Source organism: Rhizobium sp. Leaf453, from assembly GCF_001425605.1.
In the GTDB taxonomy this organism is placed as follows: domain Bacteria; phylum Pseudomonadota; class Alphaproteobacteria; order Rhizobiales; family Rhizobiaceae; genus Pararhizobium.
Window position 1 is genome coordinate 146,449 of record NZ_LMRG01000010.1, and the last position, 17,640, is coordinate 164,088.

The following is a 17,640-nucleotide window of genomic DNA, read 5'->3' on the forward strand; positions in this document are numbered from 1 at the left end:
ATAAATGGCAGCGAACCGCACCCCGGAAAACCCGTATCTTGCCGCCCGTCAGGAATGGAGCGAACGCTATGGCTCCTATGTGAAGGCCGCAGCCGCATGGCGCATTGTTGGTGTCCTCGGTCTGGTTATGGCCGTCATCGGCTTCAGCTACGCGATGTATCTCAGCACCCAGGTCAGGCTCGTGCCTTACATCGTCGAGGTCGACAAGCTCGGAACTGCGGTCACGGCAGGTTTCCCCAAGCAGATCGAGTATGCCGATGTCCGCGTGGTGCGCTCCACACTCGGTAACTTCGTCACGAGCTTTCGCTCGATCACGCCGGATGCGGTGGTGCAGAAGCAATATATCGACCGCACCTACGCCCTTCTTCGCACGTCCGATCCGTCAACCGAGAAGGTCAACGCCTGGTTTCGAGGCAATTCTCCGTTCGAGAAGGCAAAGTCCTCGACGGTTGCCATCGAGGTCAACAACATCGTGGCGCTTTCGAACCAAACCTATCAGATCGACTGGACGGAATACGAGCGGGACCGCAAGGGCAAGGAAACCGGCACACGCCGTTTCCGCGGCATCGCAACGGTCGCGCTCACCGCGCCACAGGATGAGGCGACGATCCGCCTCAATCCGATCGGCCTCTACGTCCGGGATTTCGACTGGACAGCACAGCTTTAAGGGCAGGGATTCTTTCAATGAAAAAAACGGGATTGATCGCAGCCGCGGGCTGCTTCGCCGGACTCTTGCTTGCGGCGGGCGCGCAGGCGCAAAGCATGACGAGCAACGAGGTAAAAGGAACAAATCTTTCCAGAAAGTGGCGCGGCACGCCGGGACTGGTCACGACAGGTCCGGACGGAAAGGTCATCTTCCTGTTCGGCGAGACCCAGCCGTCCGTCGTCTGCTCTCCTCTACAGGTCTGCGACATCGAACTTCAGGGAGGCGAGATCGTTCGCGACGTCCTCGTCGGTGACACCGTGCGCTGGAAGGTAGAGCCGGCCACCTCAGGCGCGACGGGCGGACAGGCTATCCATCTGATCGTCAAACCATCGGAGCCAGATCTTCTCACCTCGATGGTCATCACCACGTCACGGCGAACCTATCATATCCAGCTCAAGTCCCATCCCAGCCAGTACATGGCGCGCGTTGGTTTCGAGTACCCCGAGGACACATCCACCAAGCTCGCCGACATCAATGCCCGTCTCGAAACCGGAGGCATTCCCGGCACGGCGCCGGACAAGCTGAACTTTTCCTATTCAATCAGCGGCGGTGCTTCGTGGAAGCCGAAGCGGGTCTATTCGGACGGGGTGAAGACCTACATTCAGTTCCCGAAGTCGATTGCCGGCCAGGATGCGCCGGTGCTCTTCGTCGTCTCGGGCGGCCAGAACCGCATCGTCAACTATCGCATGAAGAACAACATGATGACCGTCGACTATGCGATCGACAAAGCAATCCTCGTCTCCGGTGTCGGTTGGAGGCAGCAGAAGATCACCATCCGGCGGGGAGGCTGAACCATGCGGAAGCTGTTCGCATTCTTCATCGCCACCGCGCTGCTCTCCAGTTGCCAAACGACCGACGACGCACTCACCACCAGCTCAACCCCGCTCGCCGTCTCCGGACCCGTGGCAAGCGCGATCGCCGGTGACATGGCAAGCCGTCTGGCTGAGCAGATCGGTCCCGCCGGTGCTGCGACCACGATCAAATTGGAGAAGGACAGGTCGGAATTCGCGACCGCCCTCGAGGCGGCGCTGAAAGGGTGGGGCTATACGGTCGTCACCGACGGCAAGATCGCCAAAGACGTGAAGCCGGTTGAACTTGCTTATGCAATCGAGAGCTTCGACGGCGAAGTCTTTGCCCGAGTCTCGACACCTTCGATCGCTCTCGGGCGGGCTTATACGCCAACAGCCGCCGGCGCCACGCCGGCCAGTCCGCTTTCGATCATGCAGCGCAACTGACGGAGAGCAATATGGTCCAGTCGCTCCAACTTGGCGCGTCAGCTCAGGCCAACGATCAAAATGGCATGCGCCGACTCAACCGCCTGCCGATCATCGTCGCCATCATCGTCATCGTTCTGTTCGTCAGCGTCGTCGTGATTGGTCTGTCGCTACGGGGGCTTTCCTTCAATCGCGGCGACATCGAGGGGGCTTCCAACACCCCTGCGACCAGTTTCGGCGACCAGCTCAAACGGGGCGTAACTGACGGCATCATCGGCGAGCCAGAAAAGCAGGAGGTGTTTCAGCCAACGCCCGTCGTCGTGGAGAAGAAGGAAAAGCAGGAGCCCGTCGTCGAGCGCCGACCAGTTGAGCGACAAGACCGCCGACAAAGGCTCGAGTCCGAAGAGGAGTGGAAGGCTCGCCTGAAGCGCGAGCAGGATGAACAGTATATGCGCGAGGCGCAGCGGCAGCGGATGGCGCGTTTCCAGGCTCGTTCCGCGGCGCTCGATTCGCCGCAGAAGGTAGACATCTCCGATGTCGAGAAAGCTGCAAACTCCGCCAATGACAACGGCGGCCAGCCGAGAAATGCCGTGGCGAACAGCGCAACAGACCTTTATGCCGCCGCCATGAAATCCGGCCTGATGGGACAGAACGGCGATCAGAACGGGCAGACGTCGAAAGAGGATTTTTTCAATCAGGACATCAAGGATCTCGGCTATCTGCCAAACCAGGTCGTGCCGCAGATGTCACCCAATGAATTGAAGCGCGGTTCGGTCATCCCGGCGACATTGATCACCGGCCTCAATTCCGACCTGCCAGGCCGGATTACTGCTCATGTCAGCCAGAATGTCTACGATAGCGCAACCGGCTATCGTCTTCTCATACCCCAGGGAGCGAAGCTCTTCGGTCGCTACGATTCCAAGGTCTCATTCGGCCAGGAACGTGTTCTCGTCGTCTGGACGGACCTCATTTTCCCGAACGGATCTACCCTGCAGATCGGTGGTATGGCGGGCACAGACCCCGAAGGGTATGGCGGCTTCCAGGACAAGGTCGACCGCCATCTTTGGAGGACATTCGGTTCTGCAGCCCTGGTGGCAATCATCGGGACGGGTATCGATATGTCGATGCCTGAGAGTTCGACGCTGGCAACGCAGGATACAGCCTCCGACGCGGCACGGCGAAATTTTGCCGAGAGCTTCGGTCGTGTTGCGGAAGAGACGATATCGAAAAACCTGAACGTTCAGCCGACGATCAACATTCGTCCGGGCTACAAGTTTAATGTCCTCGTCGATCAGGACATCATTTTTCCGTCATAATATCGCGGCTAAATCGCGCAATCTGCCGGGCTCCCCCAAGCGCCGGGCAGATGCGCCAAATAATCCAGTGGCAAGAGTCATGTTTTATGTCTTTGGGACTTGGAATACTCGCTGCAGCTGAGTAAATCTGGTGGGCGCAACGACCGTTAGCATGCTTCGCGCCCAAAGGCGGGTGCGATTGCCATAGCAACAAACCAGTTGCCTGGCCGGCCAAGGCACCTCGATCTTTGCGACGCCAATATGGGCCATATCGGGGCTCGCAGCTGCTCAGTAGGAGACAAGCCAGTGGACGGTGACCTTCGCTCACTCATCGATATGACAGAGGCCGCGCACGACGAGCGCATGATCAAAAGTGCTTTAAAGACATTCACACACGCTTGTGGCTTTGAACGGTTTGCATATTTGCAGACCGAAGGGTCGGAGATCCGCACATTCAACTCTTATCCGGAAGAATGGCAGGGCGTTTATCTCGAAAGCCACTATTCCCGCATCGACCCGGTCGTTTGGGAAGCAAAGACCCGCATGGAGATCTTTCCGTGGACAGCAGACGATTGGCCTTCTCGTGGAACATCCGAACTCAGGCTGTTTCGCGACCAGGCGATCAATCACGGGATTCGCAGCGGGGTGACTATACCAGTCGAAGGCAGTTTCGGCTCGACGATGATGTTGACATTTGCATCGTCAGCCCAAACGGCTGATATTTCAAAACTTCAAGATTGCCAGAAAGCGATCCGTGCGGTTCTGGCGATCCACTACCGCCTGAAAATGCTTGCTGCGACCACAATTGTTCCGCCGAAGCGGTTGCTTTCACCAAGAGAGGCAATGTGCCTAAAGTGGGCGGCGAAGGGAAAAACTGCTCCAGAAACCGCGATCCTGACGGGCATCAATCCAAGGACAGTGCAGCACTACCTGGATAAGGCGCGAGAGAAGCTCGAAGCGGCGACCGTTCCCCACCTCGTTGCGATCGCCAAGGACCACGGCCTGTTATAGCGTCAATTGTCGACATCTGGGGCAACATCAGGGACGTACCCGAGCGCATCGATGATTTCCGAAAGTTCTTCTTGCTGGGCCGCGGACTTCTCTTGGCGCGCGGTATATTCTCGCTGCAAGCTCTCGAGTACGGCGCTCGACACTGCGGGATCAGATGAAGCGCGGGTCCACTCTTCGTAGACAGCTTCGTCGGCAACAATAAGCTGGCGGTGCTCTTTGATCGCAGCGATCGCCAGAGCCTCCAGTTCTGACTCTTGCATCGAATTGTAGCGAGATGAGCCCACATCGTTCATCCGCTTCTCCCTGACTTCACTCTCTGCAGCCCCGACCTAAATCTGCGGGCTAATTGTATCGGTTGGCCGCCACTACAGTACCACTGACCGTCATCCATCTAAGATTTCTGGAGGCGGGGCAACTGCATCCTGTACGATTTCATCACGCGTCTCGCCAACGACGTTGAAGCGGTGCACGGATCTGGACGACGCTGTCTTGCACATTTGCTCATAGGACACGGCCTTTCCTCGAGTTGTAGAGAATACTCCGTGGTAGAATACTCATCAAGCCGCTGTTCTCTCGATCATGGAAATTCGAGAGGTATTTGCGCGAAATTTGCGATCTGTACGGCATGCTAAAGGCTTGTCCCAGGAGGAACTCGCGCATCGCGCGGACATCGATCGCACCTACATCAGTTCGCTAGAACGTAGCGTCTACAATGCAAGCATCGATGTCGTTGACCGTTTGGCGACGGTCTTGGGAATTGAAGCTTGTGAGTTGCTGAAGCGGCCCCCGGAAGAGCCACAGATGCCAACCGCCGAGCTTGATGATTAAGACAAGTTGTCTTTCGAACCGCCCGATTCATGCCCTGCCGGCAATGATAAGAATTCATTTGTGCCAGCCACATTGCGAATTTCTCGCGCATCATATATATTCTTTTTAAGGAGAATAATTATGGCTGCAGCACTTCGCGAATACACACCCACTGAGGCTGCTGCCGTGAGTGAGATCGGCATTAAGGCGGTCCACAACGCAATCGACAAACGGATCATTGGAAGCCCCTCTACCAACCACCGAAGCCGTGCGATCACTGACGACGATCTGTTGCGCCTGAAGCTCTGGTTCGGCGTCGGCTCGATCCTTTCCGCCGAACGCCGGAAGCGTCTCTTTGCCGCCATCGACGAAAATCCTGAAGCGGACACGGTCAGAGCGGACGACTATTTGATCGTCGACGTCGCGAGAGCGCGGGAGCATTTGGCCGCACGTGGCGAAGCGCTCAGGGAAGCGGACAAGATCATACACAGCGTGAAGGGCGTGGTTGGCGGCGAGCCGGTCTTCAAAGGCACGCGCGTTCCAGTCCGAACAATCGCTGCGATGAAATTGCAAGGCGCTGCTACGGACGAGATCGTCGAGGGCTATCCGGCTCTCACTGCGCGCATGGTGGACCTCGCCGAAATCTGGGTAGCAGCTCATCCTGCCCGTGGGCGGCCGCGAAAGCTGTCGGAGCAGGGATTGAGCGTGAAATCAGTGAAGCGCTTGCCCTTTAGAAGGGCCGGCACCAAAGAGCCATCGAGCACGGCCTCGTGAAGTTTCTCGTCGATGAATGCCTGCACACATCTCTCGTGGCTGTGGCTCAAGAGCACGGCCACGATTGCTTCCACGTCAATTGGCTGGGCCTGAGCGGCGAGACCGATTGGGATCTGATGCCTCGGATCATCGCGGAAGACTTTACCTTCGTGACGAACAACGCCCGTGACTTCAGGAAACTTCATGCGCGAGAGGATCTGCACGCTGGCCTGGTGATCATAGTGCCGCAGGTTCTGCCGGTGCAGCAGCGGGAATTGTTCACGCTCGTTCTTCAGGAACTCGCCGCTTCTCCAGATCTCGTGAACGAGGTGATCGAGATTGCCATCGAAGAGGGCGAGGCACTGCTGACGCGGTATGCATTACCAGAGTAAACACAATTCCCGCCAATTGCGACAGATCGATCCGAGTCCCGGTGCGCCGACGCAATATATCTGGCTCACACTAATTTCATGCGTTGGAAACACACTACTTTGATGCTTTCGGCCCCACGCTGCGATTTCGATCATCGAACATCCCTCAAGGGAAGAAGACCTCAGCGCTACGGCTGACCACCGATGCGAGATAAGTTTACCCGTATCCCAGTAGCGCCAATTGTCTTTTCGTCCACGGATTCTGCGTCAGTCTGCAGGGGAACCCCGCCATCGACCGTATCCGCCTCCGATTTATCGGCCTGCAGTTCCTTTTGGTTGCCTAGTCCCCCGCCCGGATCCTCCGCCTGAAACACGCTCACACCCTCAAACTCACCAGTCTTCCACGCGTAAATCGCATCCTCGAAAATCTGCGGGAAGACGTCTTTGCTCGGGGGGTTGCCATACCATTTCGCAACGATCCTGAGGACCTTGGCGAACATCGCCGTGCCTTTGCGCAGATTTTGGCAGGCATCGACAAGGTCGGGTTCCAGATCCACCAGTTCCTTCACTCCCACGCCAGCGGGGAACTGGGTCAGTCCAACGCGAACGACGGCCTGACCAGCGTATTGGCGAACGATCGCCATCGCCTCCTCAGTCGATGCGGCCTTCGGAACGAGGATCAATCGGCCACCCGATTTGACGGTAACGGCGAGGGGATCAGGCGAGCCCGCGGCCATCACGAACTGTTCGATGATCGCGGGCTTCAGGGAAGGGTCTGCGCATTCTTTTATCAGGGCGGCGTCGAGCATGGTGTCTCCTCTTCTCTCAAGTGTTGAAGGCAATGACGAGCGGCTTTGCGAAGAGCTTTGCCCATGCGGTGGTGGTGGCGCGCTGAATGGCAACGATCGACGTCCCTTCGGTCCACCAGCCGTTCCCGACGGCAACGACAAAATCCGGATCGTGGAGCATGGACTGGAGGATCGGCCAAACGATCAATTGCTCGTAGCAGATCAGCGGTGCTGCCCGGCTGGTACCGATCGACACGACGGGGTTCGCAAAGAAATCTGCCCTGGCGCCGCCGCTCTCCCCGAGCCAGGACCGCCACGGCTGCCACATCGAGCCGGGCACCGGCATGCGTTCGCGATAGAGAATGTGGCTGCCCTTCCTGTCGATCGCGACGAGGACATTGTCATAGCCCCTAGCGTCGAGCAGCACGGCGCCAGCGATGACCGTCGCATTGCCGTCGCGGAGGATGCCTGTCCAAAGCCTCTCCACGGTCGGCGTCCAGAAACCGAGCGCACTTTCCGGCAGCACCACATAGAGGGCGCCATCGCTGGCCACGCCACGCACCGTTGCGATCATGTCACGCTGGCGTTGAAGACCGGCGTCTCGGCCGAGCGAAACGCCCAACTGCAGATCGACGCCGCGCCAGGCTTCCGCTAGTTTCGGATCGGTCCAGAAAGCGGCGGACCACAGCCAAAAGCCAGTCAAGGCGATGGCGACAGCTGGCCAAAAGCGGGTTACGAGACCCGCAAGGCCAGCTGTCATGAAGCCAAGTCCCCACCATCCCCATCCCGGAAACAGAACACCCGCGGCTGTGACGGGATGCGCCCAGCCCGTGATGCCGAACGGCGGGATGGCCATGATGACGGCCGCAAGGAGATAGCGGAACGGACGAGTGCCAGCCTTCTTCGTCCAGAAGATGGCATGCACGATGACAAAGCTCATGGACGCACAAAGCCAGAGCAACAAGCCCGGCCAGATATTGGACGAATAGAATGCAGCCACGCCTTGCGGCAGCCCCCGTGAGGCGGCTAGGAAGTATCCGGCCGAGACAAGCGCCGCCAGCAATCTCGTCCGCGACAGCGACCAAAGAATGGGAAACCCCATCGCGACCGGCAATAGAGTCACATGGCCGCTCCACGCCATCACGCCGATCGCGATCGAAGCGGACATCAGCAACGTCGACCGAATGTACTCACGGCGCATAGGTGAGTACCTCCTGCGCCAGGCCGAGAACACCGGAGGCGGGCACTGGACCGAAATATCGGGAGTCGTAGGAGCTGGGGAACGCGGAATGCAGGAAGACAAATCCTGGCGGGACAATGCCACTCGGAAACCGAGACAATGGCCGACCAGTTCCATCTCGTGATGCGAGACTGGAAGAGGAAACCTCCCGACCCTCCACGGTCACGTTGGCGCCGATTTCGACATGCTGTCCTGCGACGGCGATCACCCTCTTGATCAGCGGCGCGACACCGCCCGGGCAGGAACCGGAACGGAGATAGCCACGCGCTCGTGCCTCCCGCATTTCCGCCATTGCCGGTAGGCAGATGAACACCAGGTCATTGACAACAACGCGGCGATAGAGCGGAGCAATGCGCCACAGGCCGAGTGGCTCGCTCGGTGTCAGATTGATGCGGTAACCGCCGGCGAGGGCTGTGCCAATCGCCAGTATGGCGACCAACGCGGCTATCAAAATGATCCCGGCGGCTCGTCGTTGCTGCGCGGTCATCGCCCGGCGCGTTCCAGCTCCCGCCGTCATTTCAGCGAGAGTCCTTGGCTCCTGGTTTGCCGCAGCGTCTCGGCTTGCTTCAGCGCCTCGGTCGTTCGTTCATGAGCGACAAGTTGTTGGACCGTACGCATGGAATTCCACGCAGATTGGACCTCCGCCTTCTGGCCTGCCGTCATGCCTGCTGTGACGGTCTCGAATGTCTTGCCATCAGTATCTTTTGCCGCCAGTGGCAGGAACGTCCGTTCTCCGAAGCGCTCGGACACAGCCTTGGCAAAACCGTCGAGTTCGGCCTTCACCATCTTGTCGGCCAAAGCATATTCGAGGCCAGCCGGGAGATCGTTGCGATCGATCGCATCACGAACGCGTTCGAGCGTTTGCTTGGAAGATGGGGAGAGCGCCGGGATATCGACAGAAACCTTGAGCCGGACCGCGCGCTCCTCCGTCTCATGTTTCAATTCGGCCTCGGCCCGCTCACGCAGGTAACGTTCAAGATTTCGGGCGAGCGCCGGCACGTTGGCGATGGCTTTTTCCCGGTCCTGCCTGTCGGCACGGCTGGCGAGAACACCCGTCTTGCCCTTCAGCGCACCGAAGCTTTCGGGGGCGCCGGCGACCTTCGCGAGGGTGGAGTGCGCGACCGACTGGTCCTTGACCATGGCGTCGACATTGATCGCCTTGAAGGCGGCTTCCGGCTGCGCGTAGACGAGGTGGAAGCGGGTCGAGACGTCCTCCCATTGTTTCTTCAGACCGGGATCGGCAGCGAGCTTATCTTCAACAGCCTGCTCGAGCGATTTCGGGAAAGTGGTGATGCGTGATACCATGGGCTTGGCCTCCTTGATCGGATCCTGGATTGGGGAGTTTTTGAAGCTGCCGACGAAGCCAAGTTTCATTGCAATAGCGGCGAGACGAACGCCGAGATCGACCAGCTTCTGATTCTGCCGGATGGTCCATTCGAGGCGATCGCGAGCGACCGTCCGGGCGACATTCATGAGATGCAAACCTCGCGTCTCGGCGAAGCGCAGCGCTCGGCCGTAGAACGACGCCTTCTCATAATCGAGGGTCGTCTCCTTGGCGTTTCGGCGCGACAGGATCGGGATGAGGCCGCCGGATTTGGCGAAGGAGCGACTGCCGTAATAGACGGCGAGATCCTCACGATGGCGGGTCATAGCCACATAGGTAAGATGCCGGTCCAGGGAGAGGGAAGCAAGCACCTTAACCCGGTCGACGGTCGCGCCCTGGCTCTTGTGGATCGTCGTCGCATAGCCGTGATCGAGATTGTTGTAGAAGCGCTGCTCGATTGCGACCTGGCGGCGGTGTTCGCCTTCGCCAACCTCGGCAACAATCCGGCCGGGAGCGGCCTCAAGTACCTTTGCCAGCATGCCGTTCTTGACGCCAAGGCTGCCTTCGTTCTTGAGGAACACGATCTGGTCGCCGGTCGCGAACATGCGAATTCCATCCTCCGTCTTGAACGCAAATCCGTCTGCGACGACGCCGCGTTCGACCAGCTTGGCGCGCGCCATATCGTTGAGCATTCGGACGTCGCGGCGAAGGTGTGCGAGGATCAGGCTAGTCTTCGAAGGGTCGTAGTCCAGGTCCCAAGCCGCGATCAGGCTTTCGACGGCCTCGTCCTTCAGTCTCAAACCGATCAATCGACCATGAGCGGTGTAGGCATCGACAGCCTTGCGGACATTGCCACGCGCGAGATCGAGCGAGGCATCACGCATCCATTGCTGGCGCTGGCGATAGATTGTCTCGAGTTCTGCATAGCCGATACGATCGGCAATGGCGCGGAAGGCGGCGCCCGCCTCGATCGGTTGAAGCTGTTCCGGATCGCCGACAAGGACGAGCTTGGCGCCGGTCCTGGTCACGGTTTCGACGAGCAGCGCCATCTGGCGTGACGACACCATGCCGGCCTCGTCCAGCACGAAGACGCATCTGTGGTCGAGCTGATTGCGACCCTGGTTCCAGCGAAGCTCCCACGATGACAACGTGCGAGATTGGATGCCCGCCTCCTTCTCCAGTCCTTCGGCGGCTTTGCCAGCCAACGCTCCGCCGACCACACGATAGCCGGCCGCTTCCCACGCCTCGCGCGCAGCCTTCATCATCGTGGTCTTGCCGGCCCCTGCGCGGCCGACGACGGCGGCGATCCGCGTGGCCTCACCGACATGCTCGATCGCCGTTCTCTGCTCATCCGACAGACGGGCATGACGCGCAAAGGTCCCCTGCAGCACCGCCTCACGGACGCCATGGGAGGCGCGACCGGAGAGCCAGATCGCGCGGTTGGCCATCTCTGCCTCAAGCCGGATCATCTCGCGCGTGGTGTATTTCGCCGGCGACCGAACGCCGGTCGCGAGATCGATCCGCTCGCGCTCGAGCCGCAGCGCTTCCGGGCTCTGCAGGATCCTCACCATTAGACTTTGGAACAGAGCGGCATCGTCGACATAGCGATACAAGACCTTCGCAACATCGCGTTCGTCAAAGACGCTCTTCTCCCGCGTGATCAGGTCGAGCACGATCTCCGGACGGCGCTGGATGCGGCGGGCATTCTCGCCGCGGCGCTGCTCCTGAAGCTCGACGCGTTCGCGCTTGGGGAGCGAGGTCTCCTGCCTCTGATCGGTCTGCTCAGCCTTGCGCTCGATGGCTTTGGCGCCCACGCCGAGGTGAATGGTTGGCTCGAGGTCGATACCCTGCTTTTCGAAGGAGCGACCATCGATGCGGATATCCAGGCTGGCAAGCGCCAGATGTTTGTTCTGGCAGGCAAACCAACCATCGCGAAACACATTGAAATCTTGCACGCTACCGGCCCACAGCTGATAAACGATCTTGCCGGCGTCATTTCGGAGTGGTTTGCCATCCGGGCTGAGCACCGCGACCTTCTTCGAACCGAAACCGTCTTCGGTGAGCGGCCGCAACGTGGTCATGAGGTGGACGTGAGGATTGCCTGGCGCGTCGTGATAGACCCAGTCCGCGACCATGCCCTGCGCGGTGATGTGCCGCTCCACAAAGTCGCGCATGAGCGCGATGTTCTGCTCGGCCGTCAGCTCGATCGGCAGGGCGATCGTGACATCCTTGGCAAGTTGAGCGTCTGATCGTTTCTCGAAGTCTTCGACCTTGTTCCAGAAGGTCTCGGACGCCCCGGACACCGACCGGTCGGCGATCATCGAACGAAGCCATTCCGGCGCGTCGTCAGGGATCACGAACTCCTCATGCAGGAGCCCCTGCTTTCGCGTGTAGTCGATCGTCCGGGCTTCCCGCTCAAACTCCATCTTGGCGCAGTGCCGGTAGGCCGCCGACAGGACGGCGCTGCGGCCGGAGCCACGGGCGACGACGCTGACGGAGAAGTGAGGGACGGCCACGGCGGAATTCTTTCCCGGTTGCGAACGAAATCAATGGGTTCGTCGGGAGCGGGAGGCCTGATCAGACCTCAAGCAAGGGCGTCGCGTCAGCGACGTATAATTGCGCCCTTGGAAGCCGCTCCTTCGGAACGGCCGGGATCATTCCCGAAAGCATCGCCCTTGGCGATTGTAGGATTCACAGTAATGCGTTCCGCACTCTGTTCCGAAAAACTGGGTTCGAAAGACAAGCTTTCTCACCCAGGAGACGATTGGACATGAAGAAGCCATCCTCGAAAATCCGCGACGAAATCGTCAAGCTGCAGGAGCAGCTCAAGATCGCCGAGACACGGGAAGCCGAGCGGATCGGCAGGCTCGCGCTCAAGGCCGGCCTTGGCGAGATCGAGATCGACGAGGCGGAACTTCAGGCAGCGTTTGAGCAACTGACCAAGCGATTTCGCGGAGGGCAGGGCGCTACGACCGGAGGGAAGAAAGGCGCCGGCGACAGAAGCGGAGAAGCGTCGACCCCGGCGGACGCGTCTGGCGCGGGTGCGGGCAGCGTTGGCGAGGCTTGAGCGTATGGCGAGGACGATGACATCCGATGCCCGCAAGAAGGACACGCGCGAAAAGATCGAACTCGGCGGCCTGATCGTCAAGTCCGGGCTCCGGTACGAGAAGCGCGCACTGTTGCTTGGCGTGCTGATCGATGCAGCCCGCCGCATCAAGGGTGACGATAGCGAGCGGTCCAGGCTCACTGCAATCGGCGTGGAGGCCTTCGGCAATGACGATCAATAGGATTGCGCTCGTCATAGTGCCATGGACGCTGATGATCCTGGTCGTCATCGGAATGACCGGGATCGAGCAGTGGCTTTCAGGCTTCGGAAAGACCGAGGCCGAGCGACTGGCATGGGGACGGGCGGGGATCGCATTGCCCTATGTAGCCAGTGCGGCGATCGGATTTCTGTTCCTGTTCGCGAGCGCCGGCTCGATCAACATCAAGCAGGCAGGCTGGGGCGTCGTTGCGGGATGCATCGAGACGATCCTGATCGCGGCTATACGCGAAACGATGCGCCTTGCCGGTTTCATGACGGTGCCGCCGGCCGACAAGACGATCTTCGCGTTTCTCGATCCAGCAACAGCGATCGGAGTGGGCGCAGCGTTCATGTGTGCCTGCTTCGCACTCCGCGTTGCGCTCATCGGCGATGCGGCCTTCGCACGGGCCGAGCCGAAGCGCATTCAGGGCAAGCGGGCGCTCCATGGCGAAGCGGATTGGATGAAGCTCACAGAGGCGGCAAAGTTGTTTCCCGATACTGGCGGTATCGTCATCGGCGAGCGTTATAGGGTCGACAAAGACATTGTCGCAGCACAAGCGTTTCGCGCCGACGGCGCCGAGACATGGGGCGCCGGTGGCAAGTCGCCGTTGCTGTGCTTTGATGGCTCCTTCGGCTCGTCGCACGGGATCGTTTTTGCCGGTTCCGGCGGTTTCAAGACAACGTCGGTAACGATCCCAACGGCGCTCAAATGGAGCGGCACGCTGATCGTGCTCGATCCATCGAACGAGGTCGCACCGATGGCCTCCGCGCATCGCGCCGGAGCGGGGAGGGACGTGTTCGTCCTCGATCCAAGGAAGCCGGACGTCGGCTTCAACGTCCTGGACTGGGTCGGCCGTTTTGGAGGTACGAAGGAAGAGGATATCGCCTCCGTCGCGTCATGGATCATGAGCGACAGCGGAGGCGCGCGCGGAGTCCGTGACGACTTCTTCCGGGCGTCAGCTCTTCAGCTCCTCACGGCGCTCGTCGCCGATGTCTGCCTATCCGGCCACACGGATGAGAAGGAACAGACGCTTCGGCAGGTGCGCATGAATCTCTCGGAGCCGGAACCGACATTGCGCAAGCGGCTGCAAGACATCTACGACAATTCCGGCTCGGATTTCGTGAAGGAGAATGTCGCAGCCTTCGTGAACATGACACCGGAAACTTTCAGCGGCGTCTATGCCAATGCGGTCAAGGAGACGCACTGGCTTTCCTATCCAAACTATGCCGCCCTCGTGTCTGGCAAGAAATTCTCGACCAGCGACATCGCAGCCGGCAACACGGACGTCTTCATCAACATCGACCTCAAAACGTTGGAGACCCATTCCGGTCTTGCGCGCGTCATTATCGGCTCGTTTCTGAATGCGATTTACAATCGCGACGGACAGATGAAGGGGCGCGCCCTGTTTCTCCTCGACGAGGTTGCACGCCTCGGCTATCTCCGGATTCTTGAGACGGCACGTGACGCAGGACGCAAATACGGGATCACGCTCACGATGGTCTATCAGTCGATCGGCCAGATGCGCGAGACCTATGGAGGCCGCGACGCGGCGAGCAAGTGGTTCGAGAGTGCCAGCTGGATCTCGTTCGCCGCGATCAACGATCCGGAAACCGCTGAGTACCTATCTAAACGCTGCGGCATGACGACGGTCGAGATCGACCAGGTCAGCCGCAGTTTCCAAGCGAAAGGGTCGTCACGAACGCGCTCGAAGCAGCTCGCGGCACGACCGCTGATCCAGCCGCACGAAGTTCTGCGCATGCGGGCGGACGAACAGATCGTCTTCACGGCCGGCAACGCGCCCCTCAGATGCGGCCGCGCCATCTGGTTCCGGCGTGAAGATATGAGGGCCTGCGCCGGCGAGAACCGGTTTCATTCGATGGGTGGAAGAGGGAAGAAAGCTTCGAATTCGACACCTGCGGTAAACACCGATGAAACCAAACCGACTGTAACGTCTGCCGGCGAAGAGGGATAAAAGCTTGGTGCAAAAGAACGTCATACCGTTCAGGAAAATTCGGAAGGTCGCGAACAATCGCGCCGGCTTCAGCGCGTCGCGCTCGACGCCGGGTCGTCACCGTCCCGATCGCGGCAGAGGCATTCCGACCGCGATTGTCTGGGCCCTGGTGATCGGCGCCGCCGGTTGGCTGTATCTCGATCGCAGCGGCCATCTCGACAGCATCGCAGCCTTCGCCAGAACGCCGGGGCAAGATACGCTTTCTGCGCCATTCGTGTTGTGCAGCGACAGCCATCGGACGAATTGCGTCGTCGATGGCGACACCTTCTGGTTCGGGGGCGAGAAAATCCGCATCGCCGATATTGATACGCCTGAACTCAGCCCGCCCCGCTGCGAGGCTGAACGGCTCAAAGGTGAGGCGGCAAAATCCCGTCTGCTGTCGTTGCTCAACGCTGGAAAATTCTCGCTTGCGGCCGGGTTCCGTGACGAAGACAAGTACGGCCGTAAACTTCGAACTGTGTCTCGCGCAGGCAATTCGCTGGGCGGTATTCTGATCAATGAAGGGCTGGCGCGATCGTGGGACGGAGCGCGACACGGATGGTGCGGGGGCCAATGACAGCTATCTCCTTTCATGGCCGTTCCGACCGGTCGGTCCGGCTGGAACACCTCACATGAAAAGGCAAAGACCAGAGGCGGAAAGCCGCTCTCGTCTCGACCTCAATCGCCCGGGTCAAAAGGCTCCTTGTCCTCAAGGCCGATATGCTATCGTTTGTCGGACCACCGGGAGGGGGGGGTAAATCTCATCACCGCCGAAATGCGCGATGACGATCTTGTCGCCCTCGTGGAACAAGCGGAAATCCACCATATTGTCGATTGCCCAAAGCAGCGACGCAGACAGAAACTCGCGCGAGATTTCCTTGGGGAGATGAACTTCAGCATCGAAGCTGCTGCGCAAATGTTCAATCGCGGTCGGCTGCCGATCCGCAGTTTCCGGTCTTCGCTAACCAGCTGTGTGATTTGATGCTTTGTCATTAGCGTCTCCTTTCGTTTCTGACAAAAGGGTCCGCACCTTAGCCCGTGAGGGGTCAGGGACCGCGGAACGCGGCCGCTGTGCGGCGAGCGGAGGAGCCGATTTTCTTTGTGCCGCTTGCGGTGCAGGGAACATTGGAGGGGGCCGCGATGTCCTCGACGCCGTAACGGCGGGTGCAAAATGGGAGGTCAGAAAGAGATAGAACCGCGTCCTGAAGGGACGCGACCGCTTGCCATCTCCGATGGCCATGAGGCCTTTCAGCTGTCGCCGGACAACGACATTTGGCAGAGGCATGCTTATTGCTGCGAGAGGATCATGACCCGATCGGGCAGGAGACCGCGTGCGGGCTCCGGTCGCAGCGCGACTAGAGCCGTGCGCCGTCGGCGCCTCGCCCGAACCCCACTCTTCACGGAAATGAATCGGTCGCAGTTGTTCGATTCACATATGTCGTTGGACGCTCTGGCCGTGATCGGCGACTCTATGAATATGGTCACGCAACCCTACCAGCTCTACATCGAGCGAACTGACGCCGCGAAGAACATGGCCCGTTTCTACGCCATGCAGATTTCCACGTCTCTGTTCGGAGAAACCTGTCTGATACGTCGATGGGGGAGGATCGGGACCTTGGGGCAAATGAGGATCCATCATTTCGGGCGGGAGGAAGAAGCGGTCAGACTGTTCCTCAACCTGACGCGGCAGAAGAGGGCCCGTGGCTATCGACCGCGGACTATTGCGCAGCGTTCCCTCAGCCAGGAACAACAGCATCGATAGCCCGAATGAACACGAGAGGCCACTGAGGCGGCCCCGGCGCGTCATTCGCGCAGGTTCCAGTGGTCTCGAACGACCTCGATCTCGATGAAGAACGGGATCTTGATCGCGAGCTTCAGCCCGAGCTTTCCTTTGCGGAAGAAGTGACAGATCACCTTGCCGAGATTACCAAGCCGGCGGCCGGTGGCTGCGAGAAACTTTGCGAGTCGTTGCATGGTGGGTTCTCCTTTCTAATTGCTGGTATCGCGGGGATCAAAAGCAGACCTCGAAGGAGGGCCGCACCGGAACGGTCGAAGCGCGAGCGGAGAACCTGGAGCCGCCTGAGTTTTGATTGCGCGAGGAGCCGCATGCGGCGGGGAAAATTCTGGTGGCGCAAGGTTGCGGCGTGACGCAAGGGCTGCAACATCCCTGATGTAGATGGCCGCCCTGTCGAAAGGAGAGATGCGACAGCTCGATGTTCCTCAGCGGCAGTCGCTGGAATCGGGACAGGCTGATCTTTGAATAAGAGAAAAGCCGCCTCAGAAGGGCGGCTCGGCCTCGATGGCGCCGACCTGCTCGGCCAGTTGCACGGCGAGTTCGGCCTGGGCGAGTTCGAGCTCGACCTCGATCCGGCGGCGCTCGGCCGCATCGCATGCGTTGTTCAGCTCTGCCCGCAGTTCTTCGATGTGCTGTTCGATCGTCATGGTCTCATCTCCTTGAGTTCGTGAAAGACGAGTTCGCGGGGCGGGACGGGATGGCGGGGTCAGGGATCGCAACGCGACCGCCGGAGGCGGCGGGTGGGGGAACCGATTTCGTGTTGGCGCCACAGGCGGCGGCGCGAAGTTGGGGGTACCGCTCGTCCTTGATGCCGCCGGCCCGACCCGGCACCATCGGGCGATCTGAGCGGCTATCCCCGTTTCCATATGGCACCGAAAAGCCGGAACCTGGCTCGATGCCTGGTCCCGGCTTCTCACTTTGACGGGAGAGGCCCCGCCGGATGGGCGGAGCCTCGAGGACCTCAGTCGCGGTTGGGGCGCGACCAGATCAACTGCAGGCCGTCTTCGCCTTCGACTTCGGCCAGCGTGGCGTAGATCGGAT

20 protein-coding genes and 1 pseudogene are annotated in these 17,640 nt (G+C 59.9%); 13 read left to right on the forward strand and 8 right to left on the reverse strand.

Annotation, left to right across the window (positions count from 1 at the left end):
* The first annotated feature begins 4 nt into the window (after window positions 1-4).
* From ASG68_RS13150 to ASG68_RS13170, 5 genes are all read left to right on the forward strand, one after another.
* The gene (locus ASG68_RS13150; RefSeq protein ID WP_062609824.1) at window positions 5-667 is read left to right on the forward strand and encodes a conjugal transfer protein TrbF; all 663 of its coding nucleotides are present in this window, start codon (window positions 5-7) and stop codon (window positions 665-667) included.
* A 17-nt stretch (window positions 668-684) separates the two neighbouring features.
* Window positions 685-1,497 (forward strand): P-type conjugative transfer protein TrbG, encoded by an 813-nt coding sequence (gene trbG, locus ASG68_RS13155; protein WP_062609827.1) that lies wholly within the window; start codon window positions 685-687, stop codon window positions 1,495-1,497.
* 3 nt (window positions 1,498-1,500) lie between these two features.
* The gene (gene trbH, locus ASG68_RS13160) at window positions 1,501-1,941 is read left to right on the forward strand and encodes a conjugal transfer protein TrbH (RefSeq protein ID WP_062609829.1); all 441 of its coding nucleotides are present in this window, start codon (window positions 1,501-1,503) and stop codon (window positions 1,939-1,941) included.
* Window positions 1,942-1,952: 11 nt separating this feature from the next.
* The gene (gene trbI / locus ASG68_RS13165; protein ID WP_062609831.1) at window positions 1,953-3,236 is read left to right on the forward strand and encodes an IncP-type conjugal transfer protein TrbI; all 1,284 of its coding nucleotides are present in this window, start codon (window positions 1,953-1,955) and stop codon (window positions 3,234-3,236) included.
* Between the two features lie 285 nt (window positions 3,237-3,521).
* Window positions 3,522-4,226 carry an autoinducer binding domain-containing protein gene (locus tag ASG68_RS13170; protein WP_062609833.1) on the forward strand — a complete coding sequence of 235 codons (705 nt, stop codon included), beginning with the start codon at window positions 3,522-3,524 and terminating at the stop codon, window positions 4,224-4,226.
* 2 nt (window positions 4,227-4,228) lie between these two features.
* On the opposite strand, the gene ASG68_RS13175 is transcribed toward ASG68_RS13170, so the two are convergent.
* On the reverse strand, window positions 4,229-4,519 hold the full coding sequence (locus ASG68_RS13175) for a transcriptional repressor TraM (protein ID WP_062609834.1): 291 nt from the start codon (window positions 4,517-4,519) through the stop codon (window positions 4,229-4,231).
* Window positions 4,520-4,805: 286 nt separating this feature from the next.
* On the opposite strand from ASG68_RS13175, the gene ASG68_RS13180 reads away from it, so the two are divergent.
* From ASG68_RS13180 to ASG68_RS13190, 3 genes are all read left to right on the forward strand, one after another.
* Window positions 4,806-5,054 (forward strand): helix-turn-helix domain-containing protein, encoded by a 249-nt coding sequence (locus tag ASG68_RS13180; protein WP_062609836.1) that lies wholly within the window; start codon window positions 4,806-4,808, stop codon window positions 5,052-5,054.
* A 120-nt stretch (window positions 5,055-5,174) separates the two neighbouring features.
* Window positions 5,175-5,807, forward strand: coding sequence for a DUF433 domain-containing protein (locus ASG68_RS13185; protein WP_062609838.1), 633 nt, complete (start codon window positions 5,175-5,177; stop codon window positions 5,805-5,807).
* Window positions 5,804-6,178, forward strand: a complete 375-nt coding sequence (locus ASG68_RS13190) for a DUF5615 family PIN-like protein (RefSeq protein ID WP_062609840.1) — start codon at window positions 5,804-5,806, stop codon at window positions 6,176-6,178. The genes ASG68_RS13185 and ASG68_RS13190 overlap by 4 nt, the downstream gene beginning before the upstream one ends.
* Window positions 6,179-6,345: 167 nt before the next feature.
* Here ASG68_RS13190 and ASG68_RS13195 read toward each other — a convergent pair whose 3' ends face one another.
* From ASG68_RS13195 to traA, 4 genes are read right to left on the reverse strand one after another with little or no spacing between them, the layout of a single operon-like run.
* Window positions 6,346-6,966 carry a TraH family protein gene (locus ASG68_RS13195; protein ID WP_062609842.1) on the reverse strand — a complete coding sequence of 207 codons (621 nt, stop codon included), beginning with the start codon at window positions 6,964-6,966 and terminating at the stop codon, window positions 6,346-6,348.
* A gap of 16 nt (window positions 6,967-6,982) precedes the next feature.
* Window positions 6,983-8,146 carry a conjugal transfer protein TraB gene (locus ASG68_RS13200; protein WP_062609844.1) on the reverse strand — a complete coding sequence of 388 codons (1,164 nt, stop codon included), beginning with the start codon at window positions 8,144-8,146 and terminating at the stop codon, window positions 6,983-6,985.
* Window positions 8,136-8,702, reverse strand: a complete 567-nt coding sequence (gene traF, locus ASG68_RS13205; RefSeq protein ID WP_082554015.1) for a conjugative transfer signal peptidase TraF — start codon at window positions 8,700-8,702, stop codon at window positions 8,136-8,138. Before traF ends, ASG68_RS13200 begins: the two co-directional genes overlap by 11 nt.
* Window positions 8,699-12,025, reverse strand: coding sequence for a Ti-type conjugative transfer relaxase TraA (gene traA, locus ASG68_RS13210; protein WP_062609848.1), 3,327 nt, complete (start codon window positions 12,023-12,025; stop codon window positions 8,699-8,701). Before traA ends, traF begins: the two co-directional genes overlap by 4 nt.
* A 254-nt stretch (window positions 12,026-12,279) precedes the next feature.
* Between traA and traC the strand changes: the two genes are divergently transcribed.
* The 5 genes from traC (at window position 12,280) to ASG68_RS13240 (ending at window position 16,566) form a co-directional block, all read left to right on the forward strand.
* Window positions 12,280-12,576 carry a conjugal transfer protein TraC gene (traC, locus tag ASG68_RS13215; RefSeq protein WP_062577436.1) on the forward strand — a complete coding sequence of 99 codons (297 nt, stop codon included), beginning with the start codon at window positions 12,280-12,282 and terminating at the stop codon, window positions 12,574-12,576.
* Between the two features lie 4 nt (window positions 12,577-12,580).
* Window positions 12,581-12,796: a type IV conjugative transfer system coupling protein TraD gene (gene traD, locus ASG68_RS13220; RefSeq protein ID WP_062609850.1), complete on the forward strand. Its 216-nt coding sequence runs from the start codon at window positions 12,581-12,583 to the stop codon at window positions 12,794-12,796.
* Complete coding sequence (traG, locus tag ASG68_RS13225; protein ID WP_062609852.1) at window positions 12,783-14,786, forward strand: Ti-type conjugative transfer system protein TraG; 2,004 nt, start codon at window positions 12,783-12,785, stop codon at window positions 14,784-14,786. The genes traD and traG overlap by 14 nt, the downstream gene beginning before the upstream one ends.
* Window positions 14,787-14,955: 169 nt before the next feature.
* Window positions 14,956-15,381, forward strand: coding sequence for a thermonuclease family protein (locus ASG68_RS13230; protein ID WP_413814013.1), 426 nt, complete (start codon window positions 14,956-14,958; stop codon window positions 15,379-15,381).
* Window positions 15,382-16,353: 972 nt separating this feature from the next.
* A complete protein-coding gene (locus ASG68_RS13240) occupies window positions 16,354-16,566 on the forward strand; it encodes a WGR domain-containing protein (RefSeq protein ID WP_320416516.1) in 213 nt (70 codons plus the stop codon).
* A 41-nt stretch (window positions 16,567-16,607) separates the two neighbouring features.
* Here the strand turns inward: ASG68_RS13240 and ASG68_RS31910 are convergent, their stop codons facing one another.
* The 3 genes and pseudogenes from ASG68_RS31910 to ASG68_RS31395 all read right to left on the reverse strand — a co-directional run.
* Window positions 16,608-16,778 carry a hypothetical protein gene (locus ASG68_RS31910; RefSeq protein ID WP_200951804.1) on the reverse strand — a complete coding sequence of 57 codons (171 nt, stop codon included), beginning with the start codon at window positions 16,776-16,778 and terminating at the stop codon, window positions 16,608-16,610.
* Window positions 16,779-17,081: 303 nt separating this feature from the next.
* A complete protein-coding gene (locus ASG68_RS31915; protein ID WP_200951805.1) occupies window positions 17,082-17,246 on the reverse strand; it encodes a hypothetical protein in 165 nt (54 codons plus the stop codon).
* A gap of 314 nt (window positions 17,247-17,560) precedes the next feature.
* A pseudogene (locus tag ASG68_RS31395) lies at window positions 17,561-17,640 on the reverse strand (DUF736 domain-containing protein); the annotation flags it as partial.

Bases quoted from the DNA above. Each gene is read 5' to 3' on its own strand.
- ASG68_RS13150 (WP_062609824.1), top strand. From the start codon at position 5: ATGGCAGCGAACCGCACCCCGGAAAACCCGTATCTTGCCGCCCGTCAG.
- trbG (WP_062609827.1), top strand. From the start codon at position 685: ATGAAAAAAACGGGATTGATCGCAGCCGCGGGCTGCTTCGCCGGACTC.
- trbH (WP_062609829.1), top strand. From the start codon at position 1,501: ATGCGGAAGCTGTTCGCATTCTTCATCGCCACCGCGCTGCTCTCCAGT.
- trbI (WP_062609831.1), top strand. From the start codon at position 1,953: ATGGTCCAGTCGCTCCAACTTGGCGCGTCAGCTCAGGCCAACGATCAA.
- ASG68_RS13175 (WP_062609834.1), bottom strand. From the start codon at position 4,519: ATGAACGATGTGGGCTCATCTCGCTACAATTCGATGCAAGAGTCAGAA.
- ASG68_RS13180 (WP_062609836.1), top strand. From the start codon at position 4,806: ATGGAAATTCGAGAGGTATTTGCGCGAAATTTGCGATCTGTACGGCAT.
- ASG68_RS13185 (WP_062609838.1), top strand. From the start codon at position 5,175: ATGGCTGCAGCACTTCGCGAATACACACCCACTGAGGCTGCTGCCGTG.
- ASG68_RS13195 (WP_062609842.1), bottom strand. From the start codon at position 6,966: ATGCTCGACGCCGCCCTGATAAAAGAATGCGCAGACCCTTCCCTGAAG.
- ASG68_RS13200 (WP_062609844.1), bottom strand. From the start codon at position 8,146: ATGCGCCGTGAGTACATTCGGTCGACGTTGCTGATGTCCGCTTCGATC.
- traF (WP_082554015.1), bottom strand. From the start codon at position 8,702: ATGACGGCGGGAGCTGGAACGCGCCGGGCGATGACCGCGCAGCAACGA.
- traC (WP_062577436.1), top strand. From the start codon at position 12,280: ATGAAGAAGCCATCCTCGAAAATCCGCGACGAAATCGTCAAGCTGCAG.
- traD (WP_062609850.1), top strand. From the start codon at position 12,581: ATGGCGAGGACGATGACATCCGATGCCCGCAAGAAGGACACGCGCGAA.
- traG (WP_062609852.1), top strand. From the start codon at position 12,783: ATGACGATCAATAGGATTGCGCTCGTCATAGTGCCATGGACGCTGATG.
- ASG68_RS13240 (WP_320416516.1), top strand. From the start codon at position 16,354: ATGCAGATTTCCACGTCTCTGTTCGGAGAAACCTGTCTGATACGTCGA.
- ASG68_RS31910 (WP_200951804.1), bottom strand. From the start codon at position 16,778: ATGCAACGACTCGCAAAGTTTCTCGCAGCCACCGGCCGCCGGCTTGGT.
- ASG68_RS31915 (WP_200951805.1), bottom strand. From the start codon at position 17,246: ATGACGATCGAACAGCACATCGAAGAACTGCGGGCAGAGCTGAACAAC.